At 38.2% G+C, this 24,416-nt stretch carries 20 protein-coding genes, 3 tRNA genes, 1 other RNA gene and 1 riboswitch; of the genes, 17 read left to right on the plus strand and 7 right to left on the minus strand.

Features of this window, described 5'->3' with window-relative positions:
• Window positions 1–163: 163 nt before the first annotated feature.
• The 7 genes from parC (at window position 164) to ACYTR8_RS02325 (ending at window position 5,829) form a co-directional block, all read left to right on the plus strand.
• Window positions 164–2,623 (plus strand): DNA topoisomerase IV subunit A, encoded by a 2,460-nt coding sequence (parC, locus tag ACYTR8_RS02295; RefSeq protein ID WP_479641606.1) that lies wholly within the window; start codon window positions 164–166, stop codon window positions 2,621–2,623.
• Between the two features lie 122 nt (window positions 2,624–2,745).
• Complete coding sequence (locus ACYTR8_RS02300; RefSeq protein WP_111717931.1) at window positions 2,746–3,768, plus strand: branched-chain amino acid aminotransferase; 1,023 nt, start codon at window positions 2,746–2,748, stop codon at window positions 3,766–3,768.
• A gap of 63 nt (window positions 3,769–3,831) precedes the next feature.
• Entirely contained in the window at window positions 3,832–4,062 is a 231-nt protein-coding gene (locus ACYTR8_RS02305) for a DUF2969 domain-containing protein (RefSeq protein WP_111716582.1), read from the plus strand.
• A 60-nt stretch (window positions 4,063–4,122) separates the two neighbouring features.
• Window positions 4,123–4,203: transfer RNA gene (locus ACYTR8_RS02310), tRNA-Tyr, on the plus strand.
• 49 nt (window positions 4,204–4,252) lie between these two features.
• Window positions 4,253–4,324, plus strand: a tRNA-Gln gene (locus ACYTR8_RS02315).
• 126 nt (window positions 4,325–4,450) lie between these two features.
• Window positions 4,451–5,656 carry a 30S ribosomal protein S1 gene (gene rpsA / locus ACYTR8_RS02320; protein ID WP_003057625.1) on the plus strand — a complete coding sequence of 402 codons (1,206 nt, stop codon included), beginning with the start codon at window positions 4,451–4,453 and terminating at the stop codon, window positions 5,654–5,656.
• A 101-nt stretch (window positions 5,657–5,757) separates the two neighbouring features.
• Window positions 5,758–5,829: transfer RNA gene (locus ACYTR8_RS02325), tRNA-Arg, on the plus strand.
• A gap of 126 nt (window positions 5,830–5,955) precedes the next feature.
• Here ACYTR8_RS02325 and ACYTR8_RS02330 read toward each other — a convergent pair.
• Window positions 5,956–6,576, minus strand: coding sequence for a DUF3862 domain-containing protein (locus tag ACYTR8_RS02330; RefSeq protein ID WP_479641607.1), 621 nt, complete (start codon window positions 6,574–6,576; stop codon window positions 5,956–5,958).
• A 301-nt stretch (window positions 6,577–6,877) separates the two neighbouring features.
• Window positions 6,878–7,225: a transfer-messenger RNA gene (gene ssrA, locus ACYTR8_RS02335) on the minus strand.
• 91 nt (window positions 7,226–7,316) lie between these two features.
• On the opposite strand from ssrA, the gene ACYTR8_RS02340 reads away from it, so the two are divergent.
• A complete protein-coding gene (locus ACYTR8_RS02340; RefSeq protein ID WP_003053567.1) occupies window positions 7,317–7,931 on the plus strand; it encodes a TVP38/TMEM64 family protein in 615 nt (204 codons plus the stop codon).
• 135 nt (window positions 7,932–8,066) lie between these two features.
• On the opposite strand, the gene ACYTR8_RS02345 is transcribed toward ACYTR8_RS02340, so the two are convergent.
• From ACYTR8_RS02345 to ACYTR8_RS02355, 3 genes are read right to left on the minus strand one after another with little or no spacing between them, the layout of a single operon-like run.
• Complete coding sequence (locus ACYTR8_RS02345; RefSeq protein ID WP_479641608.1) at window positions 8,067–8,855, minus strand: ABC transporter permease; 789 nt, start codon at window positions 8,853–8,855, stop codon at window positions 8,067–8,069.
• Between the two features lie 9 nt (window positions 8,856–8,864).
• Entirely contained in the window at window positions 8,865–9,563 is a 699-nt protein-coding gene (locus ACYTR8_RS02350; protein ID WP_111716572.1) for an ABC transporter ATP-binding protein, read from the minus strand.
• Window positions 9,563–9,934 (minus strand): GntR family transcriptional regulator, encoded by a 372-nt coding sequence (locus tag ACYTR8_RS02355; protein WP_003051027.1) that lies wholly within the window; start codon window positions 9,932–9,934, stop codon window positions 9,563–9,565. Before ACYTR8_RS02355 ends, ACYTR8_RS02350 begins: the two co-directional genes overlap by 1 nt.
• A gap of 187 nt (window positions 9,935–10,121) precedes the next feature.
• Between ACYTR8_RS02355 and ACYTR8_RS02360 the strand changes: the two genes are divergently transcribed.
• The 9 genes from ACYTR8_RS02360 (at window position 10,122) to ACYTR8_RS02400 (ending at window position 21,383) form a co-directional block, all read left to right on the plus strand.
• Window positions 10,122–13,232 carry a DNA polymerase III subunit alpha gene (locus ACYTR8_RS02360; RefSeq protein ID WP_479641609.1) on the plus strand — a complete coding sequence of 1,037 codons (3,111 nt, stop codon included), beginning with the start codon at window positions 10,122–10,124 and terminating at the stop codon, window positions 13,230–13,232.
• Between the two features lie 79 nt (window positions 13,233–13,311).
• Window positions 13,312–14,325 (plus strand): 6-phosphofructokinase, encoded by a 1,014-nt coding sequence (gene pfkA, locus ACYTR8_RS02365; protein ID WP_003053569.1) that lies wholly within the window; start codon window positions 13,312–13,314, stop codon window positions 14,323–14,325.
• Between the two features lie 62 nt (window positions 14,326–14,387).
• On the plus strand, window positions 14,388–15,890 hold the full coding sequence (gene pyk, locus ACYTR8_RS02370; RefSeq protein ID WP_003053551.1) for a pyruvate kinase: 1,503 nt from the start codon (window positions 14,388–14,390) through the stop codon (window positions 15,888–15,890).
• 165 nt (window positions 15,891–16,055) lie between these two features.
• Window positions 16,056–16,613 carry a signal peptidase I gene (gene lepB / locus ACYTR8_RS02375; RefSeq protein ID WP_015017061.1) on the plus strand — a complete coding sequence of 186 codons (558 nt, stop codon included), beginning with the start codon at window positions 16,056–16,058 and terminating at the stop codon, window positions 16,611–16,613.
• 182 nt (window positions 16,614–16,795) lie between these two features.
• Complete coding sequence (gene glmS, locus ACYTR8_RS02380; protein ID WP_269760330.1) at window positions 16,796–18,610, plus strand: glutamine--fructose-6-phosphate transaminase (isomerizing); 1,815 nt, start codon at window positions 16,796–16,798, stop codon at window positions 18,608–18,610.
• 195 nt (window positions 18,611–18,805) lie between these two features.
• Window positions 18,806–19,141, plus strand: a complete 336-nt coding sequence (locus ACYTR8_RS02385; protein ID WP_003053558.1) for a zinc ribbon domain-containing protein YjdM — start codon at window positions 18,806–18,808, stop codon at window positions 19,139–19,141.
• Between the two features lie 106 nt (window positions 19,142–19,247).
• Window positions 19,248–19,889, plus strand: coding sequence for an amino acid ABC transporter permease (locus ACYTR8_RS02390; RefSeq protein ID WP_002992417.1), 642 nt, complete (start codon window positions 19,248–19,250; stop codon window positions 19,887–19,889).
• 9 nt (window positions 19,890–19,898) lie between these two features.
• On the plus strand, window positions 19,899–20,528 hold the full coding sequence (locus ACYTR8_RS02395; protein WP_111716565.1) for an amino acid ABC transporter ATP-binding protein: 630 nt from the start codon (window positions 19,899–19,901) through the stop codon (window positions 20,526–20,528).
• A 12-nt stretch (window positions 20,529–20,540) separates the two neighbouring features.
• Entirely contained in the window at window positions 20,541–21,383 is an 843-nt protein-coding gene (locus tag ACYTR8_RS02400) for an amino acid ABC transporter substrate-binding protein (RefSeq protein WP_479641610.1), read from the plus strand.
• 145 nt (window positions 21,384–21,528) lie between these two features.
• Here the strand turns inward: ACYTR8_RS02400 and ACYTR8_RS02405 are convergent, their stop codons facing one another.
• Together ACYTR8_RS02405 and ACYTR8_RS02410 are read right to left on the minus strand one after the other, a co-directional pair.
• The gene (locus ACYTR8_RS02405; protein WP_111716557.1) at window positions 21,529–22,764 is read right to left on the minus strand and encodes a cation diffusion facilitator family transporter; all 1,236 of its coding nucleotides are present in this window, start codon (window positions 22,762–22,764) and stop codon (window positions 21,529–21,531) included.
• 105 nt (window positions 22,765–22,869) lie between these two features.
• Window positions 22,870–24,207: an alanine/glycine:cation symporter family protein gene (locus ACYTR8_RS02410; RefSeq protein WP_111716554.1), complete on the minus strand. Its 1,338-nt coding sequence runs from the start codon at window positions 24,205–24,207 to the stop codon at window positions 22,870–22,872.
• A gap of 120 nt (window positions 24,208–24,327) precedes the next feature.
• A riboswitch (glycine riboswitch) is annotated at window positions 24,328–24,414 on the minus strand.
• Window positions 24,415–24,416: the final 2 nt, after the last annotated feature.

Consider the following 24,416-nt stretch of genomic DNA (forward strand, 5'->3'; position numbering starts at 1 on the left):
CTTTTTCCTAAAATCTTGGTTTTCGAGTGATTTTCACGTTCCTCTTGCTTCAACTTTTAAGAAAGGATTTGAACTCAGGTTAACATAATAAAAGACATCAGCGGTTAAGTTGTTTTTGAACGATCGTAGTTGTCCTTCTTGATAGCCTGTGCATCATGAACTTATGTCAAACATTCAGAATATGTCCCTTGAGGACATTATGGGGGAGCGTTTTGGACGTTACTCCAAGTACATTATTCAAGAACGGGCGCTTCCAGATATTAGAGATGGGTTAAAACCTGTTCAGCGCCGCATTCTTTATTCAATGAATAAGGATGGTAATACTTTTGAAAAAGGTTACCGTAAATCAGCCAAATCAGTTGGTAATATTATGGGGAATTTCCACCCACATGGGGATTCCTCTATTTATGATGCCATGGTACGGATGAGTCAAAATTGGAAAAACCGTGAAATTCTTGTGGAAATGCACGGAAATAATGGTTCAATGGATGGTGATCCGCCTGCGGCTATGCGTTATACAGAAGCTCGCTTGTCTGAAATTGCGGGATATCTTCTTCAAGACATTGAAAAAAATACGGTTCCCTTTGCTTGGAACTTTGATGACACAGAAAAAGAACCGACGGTTTTACCAGCAGCATTTCCTAACTTACTTGTCAATGGGTCTTCTGGTATTTCCGCAGGTTATGCGACAGATATTCCACCACACAATTTGTCTGAAGTGATGGATGCCGTTGTTTACATGATTGACCATCCCAAGGCTAGCTTAGAGAAATTAATGGAGTTTTTGCCAGGACCAGATTTCCCAACAGGAGGTATTATCCAAGGAGCTGACGAAATCAAAAAAGCTTACGAAACAGGTAAGGGACGTGTCGTCGTTCGCTCTCGGACGGAAATTGAGGAACTTAAAGGTGGTAAACAACAAATTATTGTCACTGAGATTCCTTATGAAGTTAACAAAGCAGTCTTGGTCAAAAAGATTGACGATGTTCGTGTTAACAATAAAGTCCCAGGCATCGTAGAAGTACGTGATGAATCTGATCGCACAGGTCTTCGCATAGCTATTGAGTTGAAAAAAGATGCAGATAGCCAAACCATTCTAAATTATTTGTTGAAATACACAGACCTTCAAGTTAATTATAATTTTAACATGGTTGCCATTGATCACTTCACACCACGTCAAGTAGGGCTTCAAAAAATACTATCAAGCTATATCAGTCACCGTAAAGATATTATTATCGAACGCTCCAAATTTGATAAAGCCAAAGCTGAAAAACGACTTCACATTGTTGAAGGATTGATTCGTGTTTTGTCCATCTTAGATGAGATTATCGCTCTAATTAGAGCGTCTGATAATAAAGCTGATGCTAAAGAAAATCTGAAAGTTAGCTATGATTTCTCCGAGGAACAAGCAGAGGCCATTGTGACCTTGCAGCTTTATCGCTTAACCAATACCGATATTGTCACGCTTCAGAACGAAGAAAATGATTTGAGAGAATTAATCACGACTCTTTCCGCTATTATTGGTGATGAAGCAACCATGTATAACGTCATGAAACGTGAATTAAGAGAGGTAAAAAAGAAATTCGCCAACCCTCGCTTATCAGAGCTGCAAGCGGAAAGTCAAACGATTGAGATTGATACTGCCAGCTTGATTGCTGAGGAAGAAACTTTTGTCAGTGTGACACGGGGTGGTTACCTCAAGAGAACCAGCCCACGATCTTTTAATGCGTCTAGTTTGGAAGAAGTTGGCAAGAGAGATGATGACGACCTCATCTTCGTTAAACAGGCAAAAACCACAGAACACCTCTTGTTATTTACAACATTAGGCAATGTCATTTACCGACCCATCCATGAATTAACCGATTTACGTTGGAAGGATATCGGTGAGCATCTATCGCAAACCATTTCAAACTTTGCGACAGATGAAGAGATTCTCTACGCAGATATTGTGACTTCCTTTGACCAAGGTCTATACCTTGCTGTCACACAAAATGGTTTTACCAAGCGTTTTGAACGTCAAGAATTGACGCCTTGGCGGACCTATAAATCTAAATCAACCAAGTATGTGAAATTAAAAGATGCTAAAGATCGTGTAGTGACCTTGACACCGATTGTTATGGAAGACCTTTTATTAGTCACCTATAATGGTTATGCTTTGCGATTCTCTAGTCAAGACGTTCCGATTCAAGGATTGAAATCATCTGGTGTTAAAGGGATTAACTTGAAAAATGAGGATAAACTTGTTTCCGCTTTTTCGGTGACAAGTAACTCTTTCTTTGTCTTAACTCAGAGGGGGTCCCTCAAACGTATGGCTGTAGATGATATTCCTCAGACAAGTCGTGCTAATCGTGGGCTATTAGTTCTACGAGAGCTAAAAGCAAAACCTCATAGAGTTTTTCTGGCCGGAGGCGTTCAATCAGATATTTCAGCTGAGCAGTTTGATTTGTTCACTGATATACCTGAAGAAGAAACTAATCAACAAAGGCTTGAAGTCATTAGTAAGACTGGTCAAACCTACGAGATTGCTTTAGAAACGCTTTCGTTATCGGAAAGAACCAGCAATGGCTCCTTTATTTCAGATACTATTTCGGATCAAGAAGTACTGGTAGCTAGAACACGTTAAAAAGAGTGAAAACTCTTTTTAATTTTATGGTAAATTAAGAACATTAAAGTAAAAGAATAAAATAGACTTGAAAATTATTGAAAAAAAGTTACAATAGAAAAAAGTAGAAAAGAGGTACGATGATGACAATAGCAATTGATTGGGACAACCTGGGATTTGAATATCATAAGTTGCCGTTCCGTTACATTTCTTATTACAAAAATGGTCAATGGGACAAAGGTCAATTAACAGAAGATGCCACCTTACATATCTCAGAAAGCGCTCCAGCACTTCACTATGGACAACAAGCATTTGAAGGTTTAAAAGCTTATCGAACTAAAGATGGTTCAATCCAATTGTTCCGTCCAGACCGTAATGCAGCCCGTTTGCAAGCGACAGCAGATCGTCTCTTGATGCCCCAAGTATCAACCGAGCAATTTATCGATGCTGCTAAGCAAGTAGTTAAAGCCAATGAAGACTTTGTACCACCTTACGGAACAGGTGCAACCCTTTATCTCAGACCACTATTGATTGGGGTTGGAGATATTATTGGGGTTAAACCTGCGGAAGAATATATTTTCACTATTTTTGCCATGCCAGTAGGAAACTATTTCAAGGGAGGACTTGCTCCTACAAACTTTATTGTTTCTGAAGAATTTGACCGTGCTGCTCCTTACGGAACAGGTGCTGCCAAGGTGGGAGGAAACTATGCAGGAAGTTTGTTACCAGGTAAAGCTGCTAAAGCAGCTGGCTTCTCTGATGTGATTTACCTAGATCCAGCGACTCATACCAAAATTGAAGAAGTAGGGGCAGCAAACTTTTTTGGCATTACCGCAAATAATGAGTTTATTACGCCACTTAGCCCATCCATCTTGCCATCTATTACGAAGTACTCACTCTTACAATTAGCTGAAGAAAGACTTGGTATGACAGCAATTGAGGGAGATGTTCCAATCGCAGAATTGGATAAATTTGTGGAAGCCGGTGCCTGTGGGACAGCAGCGGTCATTTCTCCAATTGGTGGTATCCAGTACAAGGATCAATTGCATGTCTTTTACAGTGAAACAGAAGTTGGACCAGTAACGCGCCGTTTGTATGACGAGTTAGTTGGTATCCAATTTGGTGACATTGAAGCCCCAGAAGGTTGGATTGTAAAAGTTGATTAAAATGAAGCTTGCTCTTGCAAGCTTTTTTGATTTTGTGTAAAATAGACAAAGTGAGGTAAAGTGATGAGTAAAAAAGATAAAAAGATTGAAATTCAATTAATTGATCATAAAGTAATAGTCAATCAAACTAAAATTGACGGTTATCAGTTGCAGATTGGAAAACGTGTTGTTGGAGAAATTGCAGAGCTTGATGAGAAATTTGCGGTATTAAAAAATGACACTGTGGATAGCTTCTTTAAAACCCTTGAGCAAGCGGTTGAAAATATCATTGAAAACTACAATTTGAATCATTAAAAGTAGGTAAAAACACTTGCCAGCTTACAAAAACTATGATAGAATAGTTTTTGTTGTTACGGAAAGATAGCGAAGAGGCTAAACGCGGCGGACTGTAAATCCGCTCCTTCGGGTTCGGGGGTTCGAATCCCTCTCTTTCCATCTCAGAAAGATGATTTATTAAAAGATTAGATTTCTGTGAAAGACATTTTGGGGTATAGCCAAGCGGTAAGGCAAGGGACTTTGACTCCCTCATGCGTTGGTTCGAATCCAGCTACCCCAGTCAGAGGTATCAGATGTTGTCTGAGACCGTCAAAGATAAGAGTTGTTGTCGTTGCGGGTTACCTTGAGAAAATATATTGTTATCAAAAGCTAGCATTGGCTAGCTTTTGTTGGAGGATTTTTTAGAATGAATGAATTTGAAGATTTGCTAAACAGTGTTAGCGAAGTGAACCCTGGTGATGTTGTCACTGCGGAAGTTTTAACTGTTGATAACGGTCAAGCAAACGTTGTTATCGAAGGAACAGGTGTTGAAGGTGTCTTGACACTTCGTGAATTGACTAACGACCGCGATGCTGATATTAACGACTTTGTTAAAGCTGGCGACACAGTTGAAGTACTTGTTCTTCGTCAAGTAGTAGGTAAAGATACTGATACAGTTACTTTCCTAGTATCTAAAAAACGTTTGGAAGCTCGTAAAGCCTGGGACAAACTTGTTGGTCGTGAAGGCGAAGTTGTCACTGTTAAAGGTACCCGTGCTGTTAAAGGTGGCCTTTCAGTTGAATTTGAAGGACTTCGTGGATTTATCCCTGCTTCAATGATTGACACTCGTTTTGTTCGCAACACAGAAAAATTTGTTGGTCAAGAATTTGATGCTAAAATCAAAGAAGTTGATGCAGCAGAAAACCGTTTCATCCTATCACGTCGTGAAGTGATTGAAGAAGCAGCTAAAGAAGCTCGTACTGAAGTATTTTCTAAACTTTCAGAAGGTGCAGTTGTTACTGGTACAGTTGCTCGTTTGACAAGCTTTGGTGCTTTCATTGACCTTGGTGGTGTTGACGGACTTGTTCACGTGACTGAATTGTCTCACGAACGTAACGTGTCACCTAAATCAGTTGTTTCTGTTGGTGAAGAAGTTGAAGTTAAAGTTCTTTCAATCGATGAAGAAGCTGGTCGTGTATCACTTTCACTTAAAGCAACAACACCTGGACCATGGGATGGTGTTGAACAAAAACTTGCTCAAGGTGATGTTGTTGAAGGTAAAGTTAAACGCTTGACTGACTTCGGTGCTTTTGTTGAAGTATTACCAGGTATCGATGGACTTGTTCACATTTCACAAATTTCACACAAACGTGTTGAAAATCCAAAAGATGTTCTTTCAGTAGGACAAGAAGTGACTGTTAAAGTCCTTGAAGTGAATGCTGCTGATGAGCGTGTATCACTTTCAATCAAAGCTCTTGAAGAACGTCCAGCTCAAGCTGAAGGCGAAAACAAAGAAGAAAAACGTCAATCACGTCCACGTCGTCCAAAACGTGAAGCAAAACGTGACTACGAACTTCCAGAAACTCAAACTGGATTCTCAATGGCTGATCTTTTCGGTGATATTGAATTATAATAAATCTAAAAAGTTGAGGGAAACCTCAACTTTTTTACATATTCTCGTCAGAAAAGTCATTCCCCATTTCATAAATTTATGATATACTATAAAGGTATTGACCACCTTTAGTGTAATGGATATCACGTAAGATTCCGGTTCTTGAGATGGGGGTTCGATTCCCTCAAGGTGGAGTAAAACATATAAAAAAGCCTATTACAATAGGCTTTTTTGTTAGATGTCCAAAATGATTGAGAAGGGTTGACGAACTTTTTCAGAATTTCTCTTTCTCTGACTTTGGTAAAGTCGAGTCTGTTTGTTTAAGGTTCAAGACCTGTCTGAGACATTTCTGTCAGTTGGTTGTTTTCAAAGGCAAGAGAAATATTGGCACCATTTGTTTCGGTTTTTAAGCCGCTAATCCAAATGGCCTGTAAACTTTGATTGTCACTCGAAGAAGCTTGGCTGTAATTATCTGGTTCAGTCAGGATTTGTTTGACTGCTTCATAGGACATACCTTTTTTTAATTTTTGATAATCTTTTTGTGAAAGGTTTAAGTCCCTCACAAAAGCAAAGTTTGATATCGTTTTAACGATGCTACTATTATCATAGAGATTAACATTCAGCGTCACTTGGTCAAATTTCCAAGTATAGGAATCAAGTGTCACACTTCCTGCGGGCCATTTTTCATGTTGAGTAGGTTGTCCAAAAAGTGCTATGAGCTCTTCAAGACTGGTACCACCCTTAAATTCAGCAGCAGCAGTAGCTAGTTTTATTTTTTCAACATTAGCGCGAACATCTTGATGATCTGCCTTTTGGACCTCTGCTGTAGTGGTTGTTTTACTGCTTGGAGGAGTGGTTTTGTCTTTACTGGTGGAACAAGCTGATAAAGATGCCACAAGTAAAGGAAGCATCAAGAAACTAAGCACAGTGTGTTTTTTCATAATCATTTCCTAACTCTTTTCTTTTAACCCATTATAACATATTTTAAACCGAAAAAGAGGAGTTTGAGGAGAAATGGAAACCTCTTTCAAAAAGTCTTTGCTTAAAGTATAACCTGCTAGGAGGCCTCGAAAATGATATCTCAGTTAGATGATAACAGTAACAAAAAGTTTTTAAAGGATGTCAGGTATTCCTTTTTGTTCTTCCTTTTATAGAAAGTTACGGTAACTTATGAACAAGATAAAAAGAAAAAACCTTGATATAACAAGGTTTTAATAAGTTATGGTTACTTACGGTAAGTATTGATGGAGCTGGTGGGAGTCGAACCCACGTCCAAACACCTGCCAACATATTTGTCTACGTCCATAGGTTATGTCTTCATTTAACAAACTAAGGACACATAACTCAAGCCATTAGTTTGCGAGTCTATCAATCTCTTGCCACGAAATTAGACAATTTCGTAACCGTAGCTTGCTATTTTGAGACTTCTAACAGGACACAAGCAATCTTGTAGAAGTCACGCTAACTGGTTTTTAGGCAGCTAAAGCGTAAGAGTTTGTATTTTTTGCAGTTATATTTAACTGGCAATTTACATCTGCCGATGGGACGCAAAACATGCCTCATAATGCCTGTCGAATCCGTAACAACCCCTAATATAAGGTTTATTAATAACTTACTTTATTTATTATATCAAAACTCTTTAGAAATAGCAAAAAATCATAGCTTATGGTATGATTAAGCTATGAAGAATCGACAAAGAAAAGCCTATGAGACTTGGCAAAAAATCATTAAACTTTTAGGAATCCTCGCTTTAATTGGATCCTTTGTCCTTGCCTTTTGGCTTTACAAGTTAGGTATTTTAAATGATAGTAATGCACTAAAAGATTTAGTCCAACAGTATAAGGTATGGGGACCACTTATTTTTATTGTGGTTCAGATTATTCAAATCGTTTTTCCTGTCATCCCTGGGGGACTTACAACTGTAGCAGGCTTTTTGATTTTTGGCCCAATAGCAGGTTTTATTTACAATTATGTTGGTATTATAATTGGCAGTGTGATTCTCTTTTTGTTAGTAAAAACGTATGGCCGCAAGTTTATTTTGCTTTTTATGGATGAAAAGACTTTTTATAAGTACGAGCGTCGTTTAGAAACGCCTGGTTATGAAAAGTTATTTATTGCTTGTATGGCTTCGCCAATTTCTCCGGCGGATATTATGGTGATGATTACAGGCCTAACAGATATGTCTTTAAAGCGGTTCACAACCATTATCTTAGTCACTAAACCTATTTCCATTATTGGTTATAGCTATCTCTTTATCTTTGGTAAAGATTTGGTGTCATGGCTACTACATCGTTAATAAATGTTGTCTCAGTGCTAAACTACCTCGCTTCATGATGGGGTAGTTTTTTAATAGCTTTGACGGAAGTTAGGCATTAATAGCAAATACAAAACCTTCCCTTTAAGTAGCTATCTAAAGGGAAGGTTTGAGTGATTATTGAATATTGAGTTTGTTCTTAATAATAAAATGAGTGCCTAGGTAGCAAATCAGCATCTCAACAAATTCTTCTACAATGATAACATAAAGGTATACATGTTCTTTGTAGGGGAGGACTTCTGAAGTTGATTCAAAGCCAAAAACTTTTAAGTTGAGATAAGTGGTTGCTACGCTAAAGAGGATCATCAAGGCAAAGTAAGCGATAAAAGCCATTAATCCACGACGATTAGAAAAAAGTTGTCCAATTGAAATAGCGAAGTAAAGAAGTAGAATACTTGCTAGGGATGATACAAGTAGATAACTTAAAATGAAAGCATTATCGAGAATATATTCGGCCTTGATAACTTTTGATAGAGTTTCCACAACATCCTTAAAATCAACCATTGGCACGATCAAGATGGCAATTCCAAAAATCAAAATGATCAGATTAAAAAGGCTACAGATGAAAGAAGCCACCAATTTTGAAAGAATAATCTGGTGAGAAGTCACAGGTAGTGTTAAGGTTAAATACCCTTCACGACCAAAAATATTTTTACTAAAGCGATTAATGATAATCAGTAAGGTCGACAAGAGGGAACCTGCAATTAAAGCACCAAAAGTTAATGATAAGGTCAATGGGAGCATTTTATCAATGACTGTTCCAAATGCACCAGCATTATCAGCCTGTTGTGTAAATTGTTTAATGGTAAATGATAAAATGGCAGCAATAGCAATAACAGCTGCGTTGAGAGCAAAGTACCATTTACCGATAGATTTGAATTCGTATTTTAATAATTTTCCAAACATGCTAACCTCCTAGACCTTGTAAGTTTCCCTAAAGAGAGAGTCAATAGACTGCTGATGTTCTTGTCTCAAATCATCAGCGTTTCCACATAGGCAAAGTTTTCCTTTTTTCAAGAAAATCACTTCGTCAAGGATAGGTTCAATGTCTGAAATCAAATGGGTTGAAATAATAACCGATGCGTCTTCAGAGTAGTTATTAATAATGGTTTTAAGGATATAATCTCTAGCAGCAGGATCAACACCACCGATAGGCTCATCTAGAATATAAAGTTTTGCTTTACGGCTCATGACAAGAATCAATTGAGCTTTTTCTTTATTTCCTTTTGAAAGATTTTTAAATCGGTCTTCAGGGTCCAATTCCAAATCCCTTAAAAGGCTAGTGGCTTTGGCTTTATCAAAATCCTTGTAAAAATCACTAAAGAAATCTAACATGTCCTTGATTTTCATGTTTTCATTCAGGTAAGTGGTATCAGGTAAGTAAGAGATAATTTCTTTGGTATTGACAGATGGGCGATAACCATCAATGACGATATCACCTTTGTTTGGTTGTAAAAGACCATTTATTAGTTTGATAAGGGTTGTTTTGCCGCTTCCATTTGGTCCCAATAAGCCAATGATTTTACCGCTTGGAATCGCAACAGTCAAATCGTCAATCGCTTTTTTTCCTCGGTAAGATTTTGAGACATGGTGCAGTTGCAATAGTTGTGCCATTATTCTGAAGCCTCCTCTAAAAAGGTTGTTAAAACTGGAATAATTTCGGTGCGATCAAATCCCATTTTAGTCATGTTATTGACAAATGATTCTAACTCACTAATTGCTAATTCGCGTCTTTTATGGGCAATTAGCTTTTGGTCGTCAGTTACAAAACGGCCAGCAGTACGTTGCGAATAAACCATTCCTTCACGTTCAAGCTCAGTAAATGCCCTTTGCATGGTATTAGGATTGACACCAGCAATTTCAGCATATTCACGAACAGTTGGGAGTTGGTCTCCACTCTTGATTTCTTGGCTGATAATTTGCATCATCACGTGCTGAGCTATCTGCGCATAAATAGGAGATTTTTCATCAAATTTCCAAGACATGTGGTCTCCTCTCTAAATATTATAGATAATTGTACTAAATAAATGGTACAGGAAAAACGCTAAAATGTCAAGTTTTATGCTGTTTTCTTCATATTATAATAGTAAGTTAATAGGCATAAAGAAAAATAGAAGCAGTAAAAGCTTTTTCATAGTATAATAGGTAATATGACAAGTAAAGGAGAAGTTCATGTTTGCTCAATTAGATACCAAAACCGTTTATTCATTTATGGATAGTTTGATTGATTTAAGTCACTATTTTGAACAAGCAAAACAACTTGGCTACCAAACTATAGGAATTATGGATAGAGATAATCTTTACGGAGCTTATCATTTTATTAGAGGTTGCCAAAAACATGGACTTCGACCTGTTTTAGGTTTGGAAGTAGAGGTTGTCTATCAAGAGCAGCAGGTGCTCCTTAACTTAATCGCCCAGAATACACAAGGCTATCATCAGCTTTTAAAAATTTCCACGGCAAAAATGTCGGGCAAGCTTCAGATGGACTATCTCTGCCAACATTTGGAAGGATTAGCGGTTATTATTCCTAGTAGGGTTTGGACTGATACATTAGCGGTTCCCTTTGATTATTATATCGGTGTTGATCAGTATACTGATTTTTCTCGTATGGATTCTAAGAGGCAGTTTATTCCCCTAAAGACAGCTCGTTATTTTGCACAAGATGATATGGAAACCCTACACATGCTGCATGCTATTCGAGATAACCTCAGTCTGGCGGAGACCCCTGTGGTAGAAAGTGATCAAGAGTTAGGAGATTGTCAACAATTAACTGCCTTCTATCAAGCACACTGCCCCCAAGCTTTACAGAATTTAGAAGACTTAGTGTCAGGAATCCACTATGACTTTGATACAGACTTAAAATTGCCTCGTTTTAATCGTGATAAGTCCGCTAAACAAGAACTACAAGAACTGACTCAAGCAGGTTTAGTGGCTAAAGGCTTATGGCACGAGCCTTATCAGACACGGTTGGCTCATGAATTAACTGTTATTTCTGACATGGGCTTTGATGATTATTTCCTTATTGTGTGGGATTTACTTCGTTTTGGACGCAGTAAGGGCTATTATATGGGAATGGGGCGTGGCTCAGCCGCAGGAAGTTTAGTTGCCTATGCTCTGGAAATTACAGGGATTGATCCGGTGCGACATGATTTGCTTTTTGAACGCTTTTTAAACAAAGAACGTTATAGCATGCCTGATATTGATATTGACCTCCCTGATATCTACCGTTCAGAATTTCTTCGCTATGTGCGTAATCGGTATGGCAGTGATCATTCTGCCCAGATTGTCACCTTTTCGACCTTCGGTCCTAAACAAGCGATTCGTGATGTTTTTAAGCGGTTTGGTGTTCCAGAATATGAATTAACTAATCTCACTAAAAAGATTGGTTTTAAAGATAGTTTAGCCACAGTGTATGAAAAGAATATTTCCTTTAGACAAACCATTAATAGTCGAGTTGAATTTCAAAAGGCTTTTACTATAGCTCAACGGATTGAGGGGAATCCAAGACAGACCTCTATTCACGCGGCTGGTATTGTGATGAGTGATGATAACCTAACAAATCATATCCCGCTAAAAGCAGGTGATGAGATGATGGTTACCCAGTATGATGCTAATGCTGTTGAAGCAAATGGTCTTTTAAAAATGGATTTCTTGGGGCTTAGAAATTTAACGTTTGTTCAAAAAATGCAAGAGAAGGTTGCTAAAGAGTATGGTCAACAAATTGACATTGCAGCAATTGACTTAGAAGATTCCCAAACATTAGCCCTGTTTGCTAAAGGAGATACCAGAGGAATTTTCCAATTCGAACAAAATGGGGCTATCAATCTTTTAAAACGCATTAAACCTCAACGTTTTGAAGAAATTGTGGCGACAACCAGTTTAAATAGACCGGGCGCCAGTGATTACACTGTGAATTTTATTAAGCGACGCCAGGGACAAGAAAAGATAGATTTAATTGATCCTGTTATTGCGCCTATTTTAGAGTCTACTTATGGGATTATGCTCTATCAAGAACAGGTTATGCAGATTGCTCAGACCTATGCAGGTTTTACGCTTGGAAAAGCCGACTTGTTACGCCGTGCTATGTCTAAGAAAAATCTCCTTGAAATGCAGAAAATGGAAGAGGCTTTTGTTGCAGGTGCTAAGCAATTAGGGAGATCCGAAGAAACAGCTAAGTTACTTTTTAAGCGGATGGAAAAATTTGCGGGTTATGGCTTTAACCGTAGTCATGCCTTTGCTTACTCAGCCTTAGCTTTTCAATTAGCATATTTCAAGGTTCACTACCCTGCGGTTTTTTACGATATCATGATGAATTACTCTAGTAGCGATTACATTACAGACGCTCTAGAATCGAACTTTCAAGTGGCACAAGTTACTATTAATAGTATCCCATACACTGATAAAATTGAGTCTAATAGTATCTACATGGGACTAAAAAACATCAAGGGATTACCAAGAGATTTTGCTTATTGGATTATTGAACAGAGACCCTTTAGCAGTGTAGAAGATTTCTTGACCCGAGTACCTGAAAAGTACCAAAAGATAGCCTTTTTGGAACCCCTAATTAAAATAGGATTATTTGACTGCTTTGACCCTAATCGAAAAAAGATTTTAGAAAATTTAGAGGGGTTATTAGTGTTTGTCAATGAACTGGGGTCTTTATTTGCGGACTCTTCCTTTAACTGGGTTGACACAGAAGATTACTCAACAACTGAAAAATATTCTTTTGAACAGGAACTCATTGGGGTTGGTATGAGTAAGCATCCCTTAATTGACATTGCGGAGAAAAGTACTCAAGCTTTTACTCCCATTTCACAGTTAGTCAAGGATAAGGAAGCAACCATACTGGTTCAAGTAGATAGCATCAGAACGATTAGGACAAAAACAAGCGGGCAGCAAATGGCGTTCCTATCAGTTAATGACACTAAGAAAAAGCTTGATGTCACCCTTTTTCCAGAAGAATATGCCATTTATAAAGACCAACTGAAAGAAGGAGAACTCTATTACCTAAAAGGTAGAATTAAAGAAAGAGATCACCGGCTGCAGATGGTGTGTCAGCAAGTGCAAATGGCTATTAGCCGAAAATATTGGTTATTAGTTGAAAACCATCAGTTTGATTCACAGATTTCACAAGTTTTGGCAGCTTTCCCCGGAAATACTCCAGTTGTCATTCACTATCAAGAAAATAAGGAAACAATTGAATTAACTAATCTCCAAGTTCAACTGAACCCGACCTTGGAAGAAAAGCTTCATAGCTACGTTTTGAAAACGGTTTTTCGATAAAAATAGTCGAATAGTGAAGTAATTTGCAAACGAATGTGCTATAATAAAAACGTTAAATTAATTAAAGGAGTACCAAAAAATGAAACGTATTGCTGTTTTAACCAGTGGCGGTGACGCTCCTGGTATGAATGCTGCTATTCGTGCAGTCGTTCGTAAAGCAATCTCAGAAGGAATGGAAGTTTATGGTATTAACCGTGGCTACGCAGGCATGGTTGACGGTGATATTTTCCCATTAGGTTCAAAAGAAGTGGGAGATAAAATTTCACGTGGTGGGACTTTCTTATACTCAGCTCGTTATCCAGAGTTTGCTCAACTTGAAGGTCAATTGGCTGGTATTGAGCAACTTAAAAAACATGGTATTGAAGGTGTTGTTGTTATCGGTGGAGATGGTTCTTACCATGGTGCTATGCGCTTGACAGAGCACGGTTTCCCAGCGGTAGGTATCCCAGGAACAATCGATAACGATATTGCGGGAACTGACTACACTATCGGATTTGATACAGCAGTTAACACAGCAGTCGAAGCTATTGATAAACTTCGTGACACCTCATCAAGTCACGGACGTACTTTTGTGGTTGAAGTGATGGGTCGCAATGCGGGTGATATTGCTCTTTGGGCAGGTATTGCTAGTGGTGCTGATCAAATCATCGTTCCAGAAGAAGAGTTTGATATTGAAAAAGTAGTATCAACAATCCAATATGATTTTGAACACAAAGGTAAAAATCACCACATCATCGTCTTAGCTGAAGGTGTTATGAGTGGTGAAGCTTTTGCTCAAAAACTTAAAGAAGCTGGTGATAAGAGTGACCTTCGTGTGACAAATCTTGGCCACATTCTTCGTGGGGGTTCACCAACTGCTCGTGACCGTGTCATTGCTTCTTGGATGGGTTCACATGCCGTTGAGCTACTTAAAGAAGGCAAAGGTGGTTTGGCTGTTGGTATTCACAATGAAGAACTTGTTGAAAGCCCAATCCTTGGTACTGCAGAAGAAGGTGCTTTGTTCAGCTTGACTGAAGAAGGCAAGATTATTGTTAATAATCCACACAAAGCTCGTTTAGACTTTGCAGCTTTGAACCGTTCATTGTCACAATAAGTTTAGTTAAAATTGTTAAATCGTCAATTATTGACAAAAAAATAAGGGAGTTTCAGAGTAAAATGAATAAACGCGTAAAAATCGTTGCAACACTTGGTCCTGCGGTTGAAATCCGTGGTGGTAAAAAATACGGAGAAGATGGCTACTGGGCTGGTCAACTTGATGTTGAAGAATCAGCAAAAAAAATCGCTGAATTAATTGAAGCTGGTGCGAATGTTTTCCGTTTCAATTTCTCACACGGTGACCACAAAGAACAAGGTGACCGTATGGCAACTGTTCGCCTTGCAGAAGAAATTGCTCGTCAAAAAGTTGGTTTCCTTTTGGATACTAAAGGTCCTGAAATGCGTACTGAATTATTTGCAGACGATGCTAAAGAGTTCAGCTATGTTACTGGAGAAAAAATCCGTGTAGCGACTACACAAGGTATTCAATCAACTCGCGATGTTATTGCTTTGAACGTTGCTGGTAGCCTTGACATCTACGATGAAGTAGAAGTAGGTCATACTATTCTTATCGATGATGGTAAGCTTGGTTTGAAAGTGATCGACAAAGATATCGCAACACGTCAATTTATCGTTGAAGTAGAAAACGACGGTATTATTGCTAAACAAAAAGGTGTTAATATCCCTAACACTAAAATTCCTTTCCCAGCACTTGCGGAACGCGACAATGCTGATATCCGTTTTGGTCTTGAACAAGGACTTAACTTTATTGCAATCTCATTTGTTCGTACAGCCAAAGACGTTGAGGAAGTTCGTGAAATCTGTCGCGAAACTGGTAACGACCATGTTCAATTATTTGCTAAGATTGAAAACCAACAAGGTATCGATAATCTTGATGAAATCATCGAAGCTGCTGATGGTATCATGATTGCACGTGGCGACATGGGTATCGAAGTACCATTTGAAATGGTTCCAGTTTTCCAAAAAATGATTATCACTAAAGTGAATGCAGCTGGTAAAGCAGTTATCACAGCAACAAACATGCTTGAAACAATGACTGAAAAACCACGTGCGACACGTTCTGAAGTATCTGACGTCTTCAATGCTGTTATCGATGGTACTGATGCAACAATGCTTTCAGGAGAGTCAGCTAATGGTAAATACCCAGTTGAATCTGTTCGTACAATGGCGACTATTGATCGTAATGCACAAACTCTTCTTAACGAATATGGTCGTTTAGATTCATCTGCATTCCCACGTACAAACAAAACTGATGTGATTGCTTCAGCGGTTAAAGATGCAACTCATTCAATGGACATCAAACTTGTGGTTACAATTACCGAAACTGGTAATACTGCACGTGCGATTTCTAAATTCCGTCCAGATGCGGACATCTTAGCTGTAACATTTGATGAAAAAGTACAACGTGCATTGATGATTAACTGGGGTGTTATTCCAGTTCTTGCTGAAAAACCTGCATCTACTGACGACATGTTTGAAGTAGCAGAACGTGTGGCTCTTGAAACTGGTTTGGTTCAATCTGGTGATAACATTGTTATCGTTGCAGGTGTTCCAGTTGGTACTGGTGGAACAAACACAATGCGTGTTCGTACTGTAAAATAAGTTTATTAAAGTAACTGATCGAGGATTAGAAGAGTTTTCTTCTAACCTCTTTTTTATAGGAAGAGAAATGTTACCCTAACAATGCATACTCTTTTATCTTAGAAATTGTCTGCTTTTTTTCTGATCTATAACATGGTATAATAAGAGAATAGACTAGGAGTTAATATGGTAAAGCGAGATTTTATAAGAAATATATTATTGTTATTAATTGTGATTATTGGCGCCATTTTGTTGAGAATTTTTGTTTTCTCAACCTTTAAGGTGACCCCAGCAACGGCCAATGCTTATTTGAAGAATGGTGATTTAATCACTATTAAGAAAAACATTCAACCTAAATACAAAGATTTTGTGGTTTACAGGGTTGATAAAAAAGATTATGTGAGTCGTGTTGTTGCTGTCGAGGGAGATAGTGTCACCTATATGGATGATATTTTTTACCTCAATAATATGGTGGAATCACAAGCCTATCTTGAAAAGATGAAGACACGTTACTTGAATAACGCTCCTCTTGGAACTTTATACACTGAAGATTTTACAATTTCAACTATTACTGGTGATAAGTATCAAAAGGTTCCTAAAGGAAAATATCTTCTTCTAAATGATAACCGGAAAAATACGAATGACAGTCGTCGCTTTGGGTTAATAGATGCCTCACAGATTAAAGGCTTAGTGACCTTTAGAGTTTTGCCTCTCAGCGATTTTGGATTTGTAGAAGTAGAGTAGTTAACTAACTGCTCTCTTTTTTAATTCATAATCTGTCGATTAGACTATACCAATTTTGTGTTTGACAAGTAGTTAATGATGTTATATACTGTAAACATAATATTTTTATTGGTATCTAAGGACTATACCAATTAATTGAATTTTGAAAGAAAGTAGTAAGGGAACTTACTAAGGTAACTAGAATGTGTGGAATTGTTGGAGTTATTGGGAACCGTAACGCAACAGATATTTTAATGCAAGGTCTTGAGAAGCTTGAATACCGTGGCTACGATTCAGCAGGTATTTTTGTGGCTAATGACAATCAAACAAACTTAATTAAATCAGTTGGGCGCATCGCGGATTTGCGTGCTAAGATTGGCATAGATGTTGCTGGTTCAACAGGGATTGGTCACACACGTTGGGCAACTCATGGTCAATCAACAGAAGACAATGCCCATCCTCACACGTCACAAACAGGACGTTTTGTCCTTGTTCACAATGGTGTGATCGAAAATTATCTCCACATCAAAACAACGTACTTGGCTGGCCATGATTTCAAGGGTCAAACAGATACTGAGATTGCGGTACATCTAATCGGAAAGTTTGTAGAAGAAGAGCAATTATCAGTGTTAGAAGCCTTTAAAAAAGCTCTAGGAATTATCGAAGGTTCCTATGCCTTTGCCTTAATGGATAGCCAGAATACAGATACTATCTATGTGGCTAAGAACAAGTCACCATTGTTGATTGGTCTTGGTGAAGGTTACAATATGGTTTGTTCGGATGCTATGGCCATGATTCGTGAAACCAGTGAATTTATGGAAATTCATGATAAGGAGCTGGTTATTTTAACCAAAGATAAGGTAACTGTTACAGACTACGATGGTAAAGAGCTGGTACGAGATTCGTACACTGCTGAATTAGACTTATCTGATATTGGTAAAGGGACTTATCCCTTCTATATGCTAAAAGAAATTGATGAGCAACCAACTGTAATGCGTAAATTAATTTCAACTTATGCAGATGAAATGGGTAACGTGCAAGTTGATCCAGCTATCATTGCCTCTATCCAAGAGGCTGACCGCCTTTATATTTTAGCTGCAGGGACTTCATACCATGCCGGTTTTGCAACTAAAATGATGCTTGAGCAATTGACAGATACACCAGTTGAGTTAGGAGTGGCTTCTGAATGGGGTTATCACATGCCTTTACTGAGCGAGAAACCGATGTTTATCCTACTAAGCCAATCAGGAGAAACAGCAGATAGTCGTCAAGTTTTGGTTAAGGCAAATGCTATGGGCATTCCGAGTTTGACAGTAACTAACGTTCCAGGATCAACCTTGTCACGTGAAGCAACATACACCATGTTGATTCATGCTGGACCTGAAATTGCTGTTGCGTCTACAAAAGCTTACACTGCACAAATTGCTGCTCTTGCCTTTTTAGCTAAGGCAGTTGGTGAGGCGAATGGTAAGTCAGAAGCTCTTGACTTTGATTTGGTTCATGAGTTGTCATTAGTAGCTCAATCTATCGAAGCGACTTTGACAGAAAAAGACGTTGTGGCAGAAAAAGTAGAAGCTTTGTTAGCTACTACTCGTAATGCTTTTTACATCGGGCGTGGCAATGATTATTACGTTGCGATGGAAGCTGCTTTGAAATTAAAAGAGATTTCTTATATTCAATGTGAGGGCTTTGCGGCTGGTGAATTGAAACATGGCACCATTTCTTTAATTGAAGAGGGAACTCCAGTCATTGGTTTAATTTCATCTAGTGAGTTGGTTGCTTCTCATACGCGTGGTAATATTCAAGAAGTTGCTGCTCGTGGGGCTCATGTTTTAACAATTGTGGAAGAAGGGCTTGACCGTGAGGGAGATGACATTATTGTCAATAAGGTTCATCCTTTCTTGGCGCCAATTGCTATGGTAATTCCAACTCAACTGATTGCTTACTACGCTTCATTACAACGTGGACTTGATGTTGATAAACCGCGTAATCTAGCTAAGGCTGTTACAGTGGAGTAATGAGGGTTAACCATGATAAGGTAGTCACTAGCTAGTGATTGCCTTATTTTTTACCTAATCATCATCAAGGCAGTAAAAAGGGAAATGAAACCTTATTTGAGGACAGAAAAAGCAAATATGATAACGTATTCAACTTGTCAAAACCAGCATTCTAAAGTAAAATGATACCATTAAGAAATTTTTTAGGAGAGTAAGATGTCATTACCAAATTGTTTGCAATGCCAATCCGAATACGTTTATGAAGATGGCCATTTATTAATCTGCCCTATGTGTGCTTTTGAGTGGACACCAGGTGAGGAAGCGACTGAAGAAGAAGGACTTGTTGTTTTAGATAGCAATGGTGTTCGATTATCTGATGGCGATACTATTACTGTTATTAAAGATTTAAAAGTTAAAGGTGCTCCAAAAGACCTGAAACAAGGGACTCGTGTTAAAAATATTCGCCTGGTGGAAGGTGATCATAACATTGATTGTAAGATTGATGGGTTTGGTGCGATGAAATTGAAATCAGAATTTGTCAAGAAAATCTAATAATAATACGCAACCAGCTGATCTGGTTGTATTTTTATAAAAAAATCTCTCCCCAAATACGTTCAAATTTGGTATAATAGTAAAATATTCAGTTTTAGGAGGCAAAATGACCTATATTCAGCAAGTTTTACCCAGCTTATTAGATGGTGCCTTGGTGACCTTACAAGTATTCTTTATTGTTATCATTCTTTCTATCCCCTTAGGGGCTATTTTAGCTTTCTTGATGAAGATTCCCTTTAAACCGCTACAGTGGTTTTTGACCCTATACGTGTGGATGATGCGAGGGACACCATTACTGCTTCAATTGATTTTTTTCTATTATGTTTTGCCAAGTGTTGGGATTAGTTTTGATCGAATGCCAGCTGCTATTTTGGCGTTTACTTTGAATTATGCTGCCTACTTTGCTGAAATTTTTAGAGGTGGGATTGAGGCTATTCCAAAAGGTCAATATGAAGCAGCTAAAGTATTAAAGTTAAAACCTCTTCAAACCATTCGTTATATTATTTTGCCTCAAGTGTTTAAAATTGTGTTACCAAGTGTTTTCAATGAAGTCATTAATTTGGTCAAAGATTCTTCCCTTGTCTATGTACTCGGTGTAGGAGATCTTTTATTAGCAAGTAAGACGGCAGCCAATAGGGATGCAACCTTAGCCCCTATGTTTATTGCTGGTCTTATCTATTTGCTTTTAATTGGACTGGTCACGATTATTTCAAAACAAGTTGAAAAACGGTTTAATTATTATCAGTAAGGAGGCTTCATGTTAGAACTCAAAAATATTTCCAAACAGTTTGGTCAAAAAACCATTTTTGATGGCTTTAATCTAACCGTTCAAGACGGAGAAGTGCTCTCTTTGGTAGGTCCATCAGGTGGCGGTAAGACAACACTCTTACGGATGTTGGCTGGTCTTGAATCTATTGATTCAGGTCAAGTCTTTTACAATGGAGAAGATGTCGGTATTGATCATTTGGAAAATCGTAACTTGCTTGGATTTGTTTTCCAAGATTTTCAATTGTTTCCTCATCTTACCGTTTTAGACAACCTAACGCTGTCTCCAACAATTACAATGGGCAAGCAAAAGGCTGACGCTAAAGAAAAGGCTTTGGATTTACTGGCACGTTTAGGATTAAAAGAACATGCCCAAGTTTATCCCTATTCGTTATCTGGAGGTCAAAAACAACGGGTTGCTTTGGCAAGAGCCATGATGATTGATCCTCAAATTATCGGTTACGATGAACCGACCAGTGCTCTAGATCCAGAATTACGTCAGACGGTAGAAGCCTTGATTATTCAAAACCGTGAAATGGGAATAACTCAAATTGTAGTCACTCACGATCTTGTTTTTGCCGAAGCTATCTCAGATCGTATTATTAGGGTTAATCCTAAATAGAAGAGGAGCGATATGATGACCATGAGAAGAAGTATAAGAATCGTTTTCTTAGCAGCTATTAGTTTACTGTTAGTAGCTTGCGGAACAGCTAATAAAACCGCAAAATCAGGAGATGCTTGGAAAACATACCAAAAAGAAAAAGCCATTACTTTAGGTTTCGACAATACCTTTGTTCCGATGGGGTATAAAGATGAGAGTGGAGACAATAAGGGGTTTGATATCGATTTAGCTAAGGCAGTTTTTAAGCAATATGGCATTACCGTTAATTTTCAAGCTATTAATTGGGATTTGAAAGAAGCCGAGTTAAAAAATGGTAAAATCGATATGATTTGGAATGGCTATTCTATGACGAAGGAACGTCAGGCTAAAGTAGCTTTTACTATTCCTTATATGAAAAATGAGCAAGTGATTGTGGTTAAAAAAACATCTGGAATTACTGACACTTCTGATATGAAAAATAAGGTTCTAGGAGCCCAATCCGGATCGTCTGGTTATGATGCCTTGACAAGACATCCTAAAGTCTTAAAAGATTTGGTTAAAGACCAAGATGCGACTCAGTATGAAACGTTTACGCAAGCTTTTATTGATCTGAAAACGAATCGTATTGATGGTTTACTCATTGATAAAGTTTACGCTAACTACTACCTAAAGCAAGAAAATCAGTTAGATGATTACCAACTGGTCTCGACCGGATTTGACAATGAACAGTTTGCGGTAGGGCTTAGAAAAGAAGACAAGACCTTGCAGAAGAAAATTAATGAAGCCTTGAAAAAAATGTATCAAGATGGTGAGTTCCAAGCCGTTTCTCAAAAATGGTTTGGAGAAGACGTTGCTACAACTCAAATCCAAAACTAAAAGAGACGATAATATCTTTTTGTGTTTCTACAAATGGTCGATTAGAAATTATATGATTCCTTCCTTTGTTAGTCGTATTAGCAAGAAGCCATACAAGGTAACTGAAAAAAAACACTAATCACCAGATTAGTGTTTTTTTATCTGTTTATCCTTTTACAATTCGATAATGGCGTTTTAGGCGCTGCTCTTGTTGAATAGGAGTGATTTGATGGAAGAGTAGACACCAAACTTCATGACGTCTCCAGATGCTAGTATGGCAATTGCCATTTAACTGGTAGGTCACCAACATCGTTTTTTGACTAATGGATTCAATCTGAAAATGCTTGAAGTTACTTGGATAATAAATTTCTTGGTTCAAAAATTGTTCATAGTTAACTGTTTGGCCATTCGCATCAATCAGTTGGAAAGACTTAGCAATGTAGTGGTCATAGTCAGGAACCTTACTCAAAATTAATTTTTCGTAGCGGTAGAGCTTTTTGGCGACATTATCAAAAATCTCGTCTTCGGGAATCATGGCTGGTTCCACATGGATATCAATATCATAGATAGCGAATTGATCACTGAGTAATTGCTCAACCTGTTCGGTGATGGCGTGACTTTCGTAAACAGAAAGGTCAGGATTCATTTCAAGAACAATGTCAAGGTAAACATTGCTCCCATAGGTTCGGCCTCGTTGAGATTTTACAGCAACAATTTTAGGAATTTCTAGAATAGCTTTTTCGTATTTCTTTAAATGACGGCTGTCAAAGCCATCAGATAGGCTAAAAGCACTTTCCATGAAAATATCAAAAGCGGTTTTAAGAATGAAAAAAGTAATAATCAAAGCAGCCAGACGATCAATAATAGGAAGTTTTAATGAAGCTGCTACAATGGCAACAGAAGTTCCAAGAGAAGTCACTGCATCAGACAGATTGTCTTTGGAGGCAGCAACAAGGGCGCTTGATTTAACACGCTTGGAAAGCCGTTTATTGAAAGTATATACCCCAAGCATAATGAGAGCAGAGAGGATACCAACAATAGCACCGATAGGATCAATCGGTGTCTGCTCACCACTAAAAATACTTTGTATGGTTTGGATAAGGACCTGAAAACCAACAATAAACATAATGAAAGAGGTGATAAGGCTTGAGAGATCCTCAATTTTCCAGTGGCCAAATTTGTGATTGGAATCAGCAGGCTGACTAGCTAGGTGAAGCCCGATGAGAAGAGCTACATTTCCTACAATATCTGATAAATTATTAAAGCCATCAGCAATCAGCGAGCTAGCGTTGAGCAGATAGCCAGCTAATAACTTAGCAATGCTTAGCAACAGATAGGCCATAATGCTGACAATTGGTCCTCTTTTGGCCAATTTTAAGTTTTCAATGGGGTCTTGTGTCATGGTTACTCCTTTGATATCAATACCGTATTATACCATAAAAACTAGCTGAACTAAAAAGCCTAGCCCCTTTGAAATAGATGAAAGAAGGCTAGGCAGGTTTGGGTGTTACTGATTGAATTGATGCTTGAGAAAGTAATGTTTTGTTTCATGGATGACTACAGGAGATAAGGCTAAAAGGGCGATAAGATTAGGGAGTGCCATTAAACCATTCACGATATCAGCTAAAATCCAAATAAGCTCTAATTTGAGGAATCCACCAAGACCTACCATTAACACAAAAGCAATACGGAAGTAAGTTAGGTGAGTAATACCAAAGAGAAATTCAAAGCAGCGTTCACCATAGTAGCTCCAACCTAAGATTGTTGTAAAAGCAAAAAGAACAAGGGAAAAGGTCAGTCCAAAAGTTCCTAAATTTCCAAAAACTGAAGCAAAGGCAGATTGCGTTAAAGGTGCTCCCTCTAAAGGACCAGTCCATTGCCCAGTGACTAGGATTGACAATCCTGTTAAAGTGCAAAGAATAATGGTATCGATAAAGGTTCCTGTCATCGAAATTAATCCTTGTTCAACTGGTTCGTTGGTTTTAGCTGCCGCTGCTGCAATAGGAGCAGAGCCTAGTCCAGATTCATTTGAAAAAACCCCGCGTGCAATCCCTTTTTGGATAGCATCTTTAACCATACTACCTGCAAATCCTCCAATAGCAGCAGTTGGTGTAAAGGCGGATTGGAGCACTAAACGAATAACGGGAACAATGTGCTGATAATGTATAAAAATAACAGCCAAACTTGAAAGAATATAGAAAATAGCCATGAAAGGAACGACTTTTTCAGCTACTTTGGAGATAGAATGGATACCTCCGAAAATAATGGCAGCAACAAATATAGCCAAAATAATACTAACAACCTGTGGTGATAAGCCAAAGCTGTGCCCTAGAGAGGAAGTAATGGAATTGACTTGAGCAAAGGTACCAATGCCAAAGAGGGCTACCAGAATACCTGACACAGCAAAAAGAATAGCTAACGGTTTCCATTTTTGTCCCATACCGTTAACGATATAGTACATAGGTCCACCAGAAATATGACCATTGGCATCTCTCGTACGATATTTGATAGCTAATACTCCTTCGGCATATTTAGTCGCCATTCCAAAAAAAGCAGCTACCCACATCCAAAAGAGCGCTCCAGGGCCGCCTGATTTGATAGCAGTGGCGACTCCGACAATATTTCCTGTACCAACGGTAGCGGCAAGTGCGGTTGCAAGGGCAGCAAAGGATGAAATATCTCCGTGACCATCATCATCTGAAAAAATAAGTTTAAAAGCTCTCGGTAGTTTTAAGATTTGGATGAGGCCTAAACGACTCGTAAGGTAAATACCAGTACCAACCAGTAAGATTAACAAGGGCGGTCCCCATACAAAATCATCCATTAGTTTAGCGATTGTAATCATTTGTTTCTCCTAAATTATCGAAGTTGGCAAAAGAAAAAAGCTATCTCTGAGAGACAACTTCTGAAGCAATGATAATATAGCAAACGCAAAAAGACTAAGTGTTGACTTAATGGTTTTTCTATCTTATCTTCTGTCCTTTTGCCTGAGAGATTGAGCAGTTTGCCTTGCCCCTTCGGCGCCTAATAAGGTCTCTCCAGAAGTCCGTCCAT

It is taken from the genome of Streptococcus sp. F2 (genome assembly GCF_056500955.1).